The following is a 1346-nucleotide window of genomic DNA, read 5'->3' as shown; positions in this document are numbered from 1 at the left end:
GGCTGAGGACTCGCCGGCTAGCGGCTGACTCACGGCGAGTGGGCTGCCTCAGGCTTCGCGGACGACGCCGGGGCCGTCTTCGAGCATCACCGGCCGGCAGGCGATAAACGCACCACCACCCAGCAATACCAGCGTCGCCCCGAGGAACGCGAAGGACGCCTCCCAGCTGCCGGTCTCGGCCTCCAAAATGCCGAACAACAACGGCCCGGAGCAGGCTAGCGCATACCCGACCCCCTGGCCGAAACCGGAGAGCGCACCCGCTCCGACATGGGTACGCGTGCGAAGGTTGATCAGCACCAGCGCCAGCGGGAACGTGCCCGGACCGAGTCCCACTAGGACCACCCACAGCCAGGTCATTTCCGCCGGCACCAGCAGCAGGCCGGTGTAGCCGGCTATAAAACAGGACAGGAAAACCCCGACGACGGGAAACGGGTTGCGCATCCGTGCGGCGAAGATCGGCACCATCAGGCTCAACGGCAGGCCGAGAATGCCGAACAGGGCGAGCATGCTTCCGGCTTCAGCAGCCGAGAGCCCGGCTTCGGTAAGCATCTGTGGCAGCCACGCGAACATGGCATAGGTCTGCAGTGAGGTGCAGCCGAACATGAGGGTCAGCCCCAGCGCCAGCGGCGACTTCCACAGGTTGATCCGCAATCGTTCGCTGTCCCGCCTTGGCGGAACCGGCTGGGCGCCTTCCGGTTGGTCGGCAGGAGACTCGCCGTCCGCAGGCTTCGCGGACGACGCCGGGGCCGTCTTCGAGCATCACCGGCCGGCAGGCGATAAACGCACCACCACCCAGCAATACCAGCGTCGCCCCGAGGAACGCGAAGGACGCCTCCCAGCTGCCGGTCTCGGCCTCCAAAATGCCGAACAACAACGGCCCGGAGCAGGCTAGCGCATACCCGACCCCCTGGCCGAAACCGGAGAGCGCACCCGCTCCGACATGGGTACGCGTGCGAAGGTTGATCAGCACCAGCGCCAGCGGGAACGTGCCCGGACCGAGTCCCACTAGGACCACCCACAGCCAGGTCATTTCCGCCGGCACCAGCAGCAGGCCGGTGTAGCCGGCTATAAAACAGGACAGGAAAACCCCGACGACGGGAAACGGGTTGCGCATCCGTGCGGCGAAGATCGGCACCATCAGGCTCAACGGCAGGCCGAGAATGCCGAACAGGGCGAGCATGCTTCCGGCTTCAGCAGCCGAGAGCCCGGCTTCGGTAAGCATCTGTGGCAGCCACGCGAACATGGCATAGGTCTGCAGTGAGGTGCAGCCGAACATGAGGGTCAGCCCCAGCGCCAGCGGCGACTTCCACAGGTTGATCCGCAATCGTTCGCTGTCCCGCCTTGGC

The 1346-nt window shown here is 66.0% G+C and carries 2 protein-coding genes; both read right to left on the bottom strand.

The features are described 5' to 3' along the window. Positions 1-48: 48 nt before the first annotated feature. Positions 49-618, bottom strand: a complete 570-nt coding sequence (locus tag Y707_RS27115) for an MFS transporter (protein ID WP_333782857.1) — start codon at positions 616-618, stop codon at positions 49-51. Beyond that, positions 518-1346, bottom strand: an 829-nt coding sequence (locus Y707_RS31680; RefSeq protein WP_162150244.1) for an MFS transporter, incomplete at its 5' end; no start/stop codon positions are given. The genes Y707_RS31680 and Y707_RS27115, both read right to left, overlap by 101 nt.

Source organism: Arthrobacter sp. H14 (assembly GCF_000520495.1).
Lineage (GTDB): Bacteria > Actinomycetota > Actinomycetes > Actinomycetales > Micrococcaceae > Arthrobacter_C.
Note: the sequence above shows the minus strand (reverse complement) of the source record. Positions and strands in the feature narration are given on the sequence as shown.